Below are 7,225 nucleotides of genomic sequence, written 5' to 3'. Positions count from 1 at the left end.
CCCTCGTCCCCTTCCCCCTCGTCCCCTTCCGCCTCCGCGAGCGCCCCGGCGGGCGGCCCCCGGCGGATATCGACCACGCTGCTCGCGCCCGTCCTGCGCCGCTCGCCCACCAGCGCGCCGCCGCCCGAGGCGCCCGAGGCGCCTCCGGTCAGGCGCGTTCCGCTCCTCCTGGCGGGAGTGCTCGCGGCGGGCCTGGACGCCTATGTCTTCGCCGAGCACGGGGGGAAGCCGGGCGTGCTGCTGCTCCTCGGCCTCGGGCTCGGCTTCGCCCTCTTCCACTCGCGGTTCGGCTTCACCTCCGCCTGGCGGCAGCTGATCGCGGTGGGCAACGGCGAGGGGCTGCGCGCCCACGCCCTGCTGCTCGGCACGACGGCGACCCTGTTCGCCCTCGTCATCGGCACCGGCACCGGCCTGTTCGGCTCGGAGCCCGCGCCCTCGGCCGGGCCGATCGGGGTGGGGCTGCTGCTGGGCGCGTTCGTGTTCGCCATCGGCATGCAGCTCGGCGGCGCCTGCGCCTCCGGCACCCTCTTCGCCGTCGGCTCCGGACAGTCCTCGATCGTGCTGACGCTCGGCGGCTTCATCGTCGGGTCCACGGTCGCCGCCTGGCAGTTCGACCTGTGGAACGACCTGCCCGCCTGGGACCCGTTCGTCTTGTCCGACCACATGGGCTGGTTCGGCTCCTGGGCCGTGACGATCCTCGCCCTCGTGGGGCTGGTCGCCGTCACCCGCCTCGTCCAGCGCCGCCGCACCCCGCCGCCGATCGGCGCGGTCCCCACGACCAGGGGCGCCGCCCGGCGCGTGCTGCGCGGCTCCTGGCCGCTGGCCGCCGGTGCCCTGGCGCTCGCCGTCCTGGGCGCGGGCGTGCTGCTGGTCTCCGGCGGAGCCTGGGGCGTGACCAGCGCCTTCGCGCTCTGGGGGAGCAAGGCCGTGAGCGCGCTCGGCGGCGACCCGGCGAGCTGGAGCTTCTGGCAGCAGCCCGGGAACGCCGAGATGCTGTCGGGCCCCGTCCTCGCCGACAAGAACAGCCTGACCGACATCGGCATCATGGTCGGCGCCGCGGTCGCCGCCTCGCTCGGCGGCACCTGGGCCCTGCACCGCGGCGTGCCGTGGCGGACCGCGGTCGCGGCCGTGCTCGGCGGCATCCTCATGGGCATCGGCGCCCGCCTGGCCGGCGGCTGCAACATCGGCGCCTACCTGGCGGGCATCGCCTCGGGAAGCCTCCACGGCTGGATCTGGGGCGCCTGCGCCCTGGCGGGCACCTGGGCCGGACTGAAGCTCCGCCCCCTGTTCGCCCTGTCCAACCCCAAGCCGAACGACGGCATCTGCTGAACGCCCCGCCGCGGCCCGGGGGGAGGCCGCGGCCGGGCCGGAGGGGCCGCCCGTTCACGCCCGTTCACCCGGTTAAACTCAGGGCCGTGACGGCAGAGAGTGGGGGGCAGGGCCGGGCGGAGCGGGGGCGGCCGACCCTGAGGGACGTCGCCGCGCAGGCCGGCGTGTCGGTGCCGACGGTGTCGCGGGTCATCGCGGGGAACTATCCGGTGGCCTCGGCGACGCGGCGGCGGGTCGAACGGGCGCTCAGCGAGCTGGACTACGTGGCCAATACGCACGCGCGGGCGCTGCGCGGCCACGGCGCGAAGACGGTCGCGTTCGTCCTGGGGGACGTGCGGGGCCCCTCGTTCGCCCAGGTCGCCCACGGCATCGAGGAAGAGGCGTCCCGGCGTGGGCGGTTGTGCCTGCTGTGCGTGAGCGGAGGCGACGCGGGGCGCGAGCTGGAGGCCGTGCGCCTGATGCGCCAGCAGGGCGCCGAGGCCGTCATCCTCATCGGCAGCGTGGTGGACGACGCGCCCTACCGCGAGCGGATGTCGGCCATCGCGCGCTCGCTCGACCAGGCGGGCTCACGGCTGGTGCTGTGCGGCCGGCCGTCGCTGGGGGAGGCGACGCCGACCACGGTGGTGCAGTACGACAACGAGGGCGGCGCGTACGCCATCACCAGCCGTCTGCTGGCGGCCGGGCACCGCCGGGTGCTGCTCCTCGGCGGCGACGTCGCCCTGACCACCAGCGCCGGGCGCATCGCCGGATACCGGCGCGCCCTGGGCGACTTCGGGGTGGCGTTCGACGAGAGGCTGGTGGTCACGTCCTCGTTCGACCGCGGCGAGGCGTATGTCAGCATGCGCGAGCGGCTGCGCCGCGGGCGGGACTTCACGGCCGTGTTCGCCATGACGGACGCCATGGCGGCGGGGGCGCTGCGCGCGATGTCGGAGGAGCTGCTGAGCGTGCCGGGGGACATCTCCCTGGTCGGCTACGACGACGTCCCCCCGGCGACGGACCTGCGGCCGAGGCTGACGACGGTGCACGTCCCCTACGAGGAGATGGGGCGAACGGCGGTCCGGCTGGCGCTCGACCGGGCGGAGCGCGGCGGCGAGGAGGGCGAGCAGCGGGTGATGCTGGGGACCCACGTCGTCGCCAGGGAGTCCGTCGCCCCGCCCCCCGGACCCGCCCCGGCGCACCACCCGGGCGGGCCCCGGCGGGTCGCGGGCGGTCGGCGCCCCGTTCACAATGAGCCGTGTCAGCCTGACAGCGGGCGAGGTCCGAGGAACCGGGTGTCGAAGATGGCCGTACCCGACCGTGGGGTGGGCAGCGTGCCGGGGGGAGCGCCGCCGGCTGTCGCGCTGGTCGGGCCCGAAGGGACCGTCACCGGCTGGACCGCCGCCGCCGAGCGCATGCTCGGATACGCGGCCGAGGACGTGGTGCGCCGTCCCGCCGCGGCGCTGCTGATGCCGGGCGGACCCGGCACGCCCGGCCGGGGGCTGCCCCGGGAGGCCGACGGGACCACGGCCTGGACCGGCTTCGCGCGGGCCCGCCACCGCGACGGCCACCCGGTGCCGCTCCACCTCTCGATCTCCCCCCTGGCGGCCGGGGACGGCGGCCCCGGCTGGATCGTGTCGGCTACCGAGGTGACCGGGACCCACCAGGGCGAGGCGGCGGCAGCGCCGCTCGTCGAGTCCCTGCTCAGGCGCGCCCCCGTGATGATCAGCCTGTGGGACCCCGACCTGCGCAACCTCTGGCGCAACGACGCGGCCGAGCGCCTGGGGACCGCCCACGGCCAGCGCCTCGGACGCCGGCTCGGGGAGTACGCGCCCGACTTGGAGAGCGAGGCCGTCGAGGCGGCCATGCGGCGGGTGCTGGAGGACGGCACCCCGGTGATCGACCGCGAGTTCTGCTGGAGACCGGTGGGCGAGGAGCGGGAGGGCGCCTTCTCCGTCTCCTTCTTCCGCCTCGACGGACCGGCCGGCCGCCCGGTCGGCGTGTGCGCCCTGGCCGTGGACGTCAGCCGGAGCTCGGCGCGCGAGCGCCTGGCGCTGCTCAGCGAGGCCAGCACCCGCATCGGCACCACCCTGGACCTCACGCGCACCGCCCAGGAGATGTGCGACCTCGCCGTGCCGCTGCTCGCCGACTACGTCACGGTCGACCTGGCCGAGACGGCGCCGCTCGCCGACCAGCCGCCGCAGCGGCTCTCCACCACCGACGCCACGCTCCCGGTCTTCCGCCGCGCGGCCATCACCACGGTCCACGAGGACCTGTCCTCCTCGGCGTGGCGGCGCGGGGACACGATCCACGTCCCGCCCGGCTCGCCGTTCACCGCCGTCCTCTCCTCGGGCACGTCGCACTTCGAGCCCGTGCTCGACGCCTCGCCCGGCACCTGGCTCCACCGGGACCCGGTGCGCTCCGAGATCACCCGCCGGACGGGGATGCACTCCCTGATGCTCGTCCCCCTCACGGCGCGCGGCGAGGTCCTGGGCCTCGCCGTCTTCGCCAGGACGCGCACGCCCGCGCCGTTCCAGAAGGACGACCTCTCCCTGGCCGAGGAGCTCGTGGTGCGTGCCGCGCTGAGCCTGGACAACGCGCTCCAGTACTCCCGGGAACGCGCCGCCGCCCTGGCGCTCCAGCGCAACCTGCTCCCCCGCGGGCTGAACGGCGGCGGCGCCGTCGAGATCGCCACCCGCTACCTCCCCGCCGACGTCCACGACGCCGTGGGCGGCGACTGGTTCGACGCCATCCCGCTCGGCGGCCCCCGGATCGCCCTGGCCGTCGGCGACGTGGTCGGCCACGGCATCAACGCGGCGGCGACCATGGGGCGGCTGCGCACCGCCGTCCGCACCCTGGCCTATCTGGACCTGCGCCCGGACGAGGTGCTGGCCCGGCTCGACCAGCTGGTGGTCCGGATGGCCGAGGAGGAGGAGACCGCGGCCGAGGGGCCCGGTCTGGAGATCACCGGCGCCACCTGCCTGTACGCGGTCTACGACCGGTCCACGCGCCACTGCGCCATGGCGCGGGCCGGGCACCTCCCGCCCGCGGTCGTGGAGCCGGGCGGGAGGGTCACGTTCCCCGAGCTGCCCGCGGGCAGCCCCATCGGGCTCGGGCTCTCCGCCTTCGAGTCGGTCGACGTCCACCTGGCCGCCGGGAGCCTGATCGCCCTCTACACCGACGGCCTCGTCGAGACCCGCGAGGCCGACATCGACGTCGGCGTGGCCCGCCTCGGCCGCGCCCTCGCGCGGCCGGGGCTTCCGCTGGAGGAGCTGGCCGACGCGGTCCTCGACACCATGATGGGCGACCACCCCTCCGAGGACGATGTGGCCCTGCTGCTGGCCCGCAACCGCTGACCGCTCTCCCCCCGCGGACCGCTCCCCCCGCCGAGCGCTCGGTCAGGGCTCGCCGATCCGCAGGGTCGTCACGCGCGAGGTCTCGCCCAGCATGGGTTCGAGCGAGGACGCCTCGGCGGCGTACTTGGTGCGGTACGCGTCGTCGACGGCCGACCTCGTCGACTCGTCCTCGACGCGGGACAGCGCCACGGGGAACCGCTCGCCGTCGGCGACGATCGTGGCCCTGCCCTCGCGCGTCGCGCGCCGGTACCAGTGGGAGCCCTCGCCGTACGCGCTGCGGATGTAGGGCACCTCGCCCACGGTGACGGCCCAGATGGGCGTCTCGCGCTCGCCGCCCGATACGAGGGGGGTGGCGATGTGAATGGTGTTCGTGGAGTCCAGATAGTCCCTGACCACGGTGAAGTCCGCGCTCATGGTGCCGCTCCTTCCGATTCCTGACGCGCCGACAATTCGGCCTGATGCGGAAGATAGTAGGTCGAACAGGTGCGGAACCCGGGGCATCCGGCGATCGTCCCGCGCGCCACTGAAAGAATCTTTCAGCCGCAACCCCCTTGATTTGGAGGAGATTTACGCCATTCTCGGGAATCAGCGACTCCCCTTCCCCCCACCCCGTCCCGAGGAGTGCGTGATGGCTCGTGCCCGACGAGAGAGGCTCCGGCGCCCGCTGATCGCGGTGGCGCTGACCGCGGGGGTGCTGCTGGCGACGCCCGCGGCCGAGGGCGCCGCCGGCGCCCGTCCCGCCCCCGACGCGTCCTGGGTGGACGACCGGCTGGCGGCGATGACGCTGGAGGAGAAGGTCGGCCAGCTCTTCGTCACCTACGCCTACGGCGCCACCGCCGACACCACCAGCCCCCAGGACGTCGAGCGCAACCGCGAGTGGCTCGGCGTCGACAACGGCGCGCAGGCGATCGAGCGGTACCACCTCGGCGGCGTCATCTACTTCACCTGGTCGGACAACCTGGCCGACCCCGCCCAGGTCGCCGGCCTCTCCAACGGTCTCCAGCGCGCCGCCCTCGACCAGGACCCCGGGGTGCCGCTGCTCATCACCACGGACCAGGAGCACGGGGTCGTCACCCGCCTCGGCGAGCCCGCCACGCGCTTCCCCGGGAACATGGCCCTCGGCGCCTCCGCGCGGCCCGAGGACGCCCGCGAGGCCGCCCGCATCGCGGGGAACGAGCTGCGCGCCGTCGGCATCACCATGAACCACGCCCCGGTCGCCGACGTCAACGTGAACCCCGCCAACCCCGTCATAGGCGTCCGCTCCTTCAGCGGCGACCCGGAGCTGGCCGCCGAGCTGACGGCGGCCCAGGTGACGGGCGCCCAGGCGGGAGAGGCGGGGGTGGTGGCGAGCGCCAAGCACTTCCCCGGCCACGGCGACACCTCCGTGGACAGCCACGCCGGCCTGCCCGTCATCACCCACACCCTCCAGGAGTGGCGCGCGATCGACGCGCCGCCGTTCCGCGCCGCCGTGGAGGCGGGCACGGGCTCGATCATGTCGGGTCACCTCCAGTTCCCCGAGCTCGATCCCACGGGCGCCCCCGCCACCCTCTCCGAGCCCATCATGACCGGCCTGCTGCGCGAGGAACTCGGCTACGACGGCGTGGTCATCACCGACTCCCTCGGCATGGCCGGGGTCCGCGAGAGCTACCCCGACGCGGAGGTCCCGGTCCGCGCGCTCCAGGCGGGCGTCGACCTGCTGCTGATGCCGCCGGACCTGGAGGTCGCCCACGGGGCGGTGCTCGACGCCGTCGCCTCGGGCGAGCTGACCGAGGAGCGCATCGACGAGTCCGTGCGCCGCGTTCTCACCCTCAAGTGGGAGCGCGGCATCGTGGAGGACCCCTTCGCCGACCCCGAGATGGTGGACGAGGTCGTCGGCAGCGAGGAACACCGCGCCGCCGCCCTGGACATCACCGGCCGGACCACCACCCTGGTCACCAACGAGGACGGCGCCCTGCCGCTGGCCGCCGACGGCCGCAGCGTCCTGGTCACCGGCGCGGGCCAGGGCCCCGTCGCGGGCCTCGCCGAGCGCGTCTCCGCCCGGAACGCGACCGCCACCGCCCACCCCGCGGGCACCGACCCGGACCCCGAGGCCGTCGCCCCCGCGGTGGCCGCCGCCGAGGGCCACGACACGGTGGTGGTGGTCACCAGCAACGCCCGCGCCAACCCGGGGCAGGCCGCGCTCGTCGACGCCCTGCGCGCCACCGGGAAGCCGGTGGTCACCCTCTCCACCGACGTGCCCTACGACATCGCCCACTACCCGCGGGCCGAGGCCCACCTCGCCCTCTACTCCACGGTGCCCGTCGCCCTCGACGCCGCCGCGGCGGTGCTCTTCGGCGAGAGAGACCCCGTGGGCACCCTGCCCGTCACCATCCCCTCGGCCGACCCCTCGGGACCCGAGCTCTACCCGATCGGCCACGGGCTCGGCTACCCCTGACCCGCGCCCGAGGACCCCGAGGACATCACGAACGGAACGGAACGATGCGACGTAGAAACCTGCTGGCCGCCTCCGCCGCGCTGGCATCGGCACCCGCCCTCGCCGACACGGCGACGGCCCTCCCGGCACC

Annotated in this window: 4 protein-coding genes; 3 read left to right on the top strand and 1 reads right to left on the bottom strand. The window is 75.2% G+C overall.

Annotated elements, in window-relative coordinates; all coding sequences use genetic code 11:
- Positions 1-66 precede the first annotated feature (66 nt).
- Together ADY01_RS30125 and ADY01_RS36170 are read left to right on the top strand one after the other, a co-directional pair.
- Positions 67-1,329 carry a YeeE/YedE family protein gene (locus ADY01_RS30125; RefSeq protein WP_049579790.1) on the top strand — a complete coding sequence of 421 codons (1,263 nt, stop codon included), beginning with the start codon at positions 67-69 and terminating at the stop codon, positions 1,327-1,329.
- 86 nt (positions 1,330-1,415) lie between these two features.
- The gene (locus ADY01_RS36170; protein WP_159001513.1) at positions 1,416-4,661 is read left to right on the top strand and encodes a SpoIIE family protein phosphatase; all 3,246 of its coding nucleotides are present in this window, start codon (positions 1,416-1,418) and stop codon (positions 4,659-4,661) included.
- Positions 4,662-4,703: 42 nt separating this feature from the next.
- Here ADY01_RS36170 and ADY01_RS30115 read toward each other — a convergent pair whose 3' ends face one another.
- Positions 4,704-5,075, bottom strand: a complete 372-nt coding sequence (locus ADY01_RS30115) for a DUF2255 family protein (protein ID WP_049579789.1) — start codon at positions 5,073-5,075, stop codon at positions 4,704-4,706.
- 214 nt (positions 5,076-5,289) lie between these two features.
- On the opposite strand from ADY01_RS30115, the gene ADY01_RS30110 reads away from it, so the two are divergent.
- The gene (locus ADY01_RS30110; RefSeq protein WP_078900741.1) at positions 5,290-7,095 is read left to right on the top strand and encodes a glycoside hydrolase family 3 protein; all 1,806 of its coding nucleotides are present in this window, start codon (positions 5,290-5,292) and stop codon (positions 7,093-7,095) included.
- The last annotated feature ends 130 nt before the right edge of the window (positions 7,096-7,225 follow it).

The organism is Streptomyces sp. SBT349, from assembly GCF_001083795.1.
Lineage (GTDB): Bacteria > Actinomycetota > Actinomycetes > Streptomycetales > Streptomycetaceae > Streptomyces.
The sequence above is the reverse complement of the archived record's forward strand: the minus strand, read 5'-3'. Positions and strand labels throughout refer to the sequence as shown.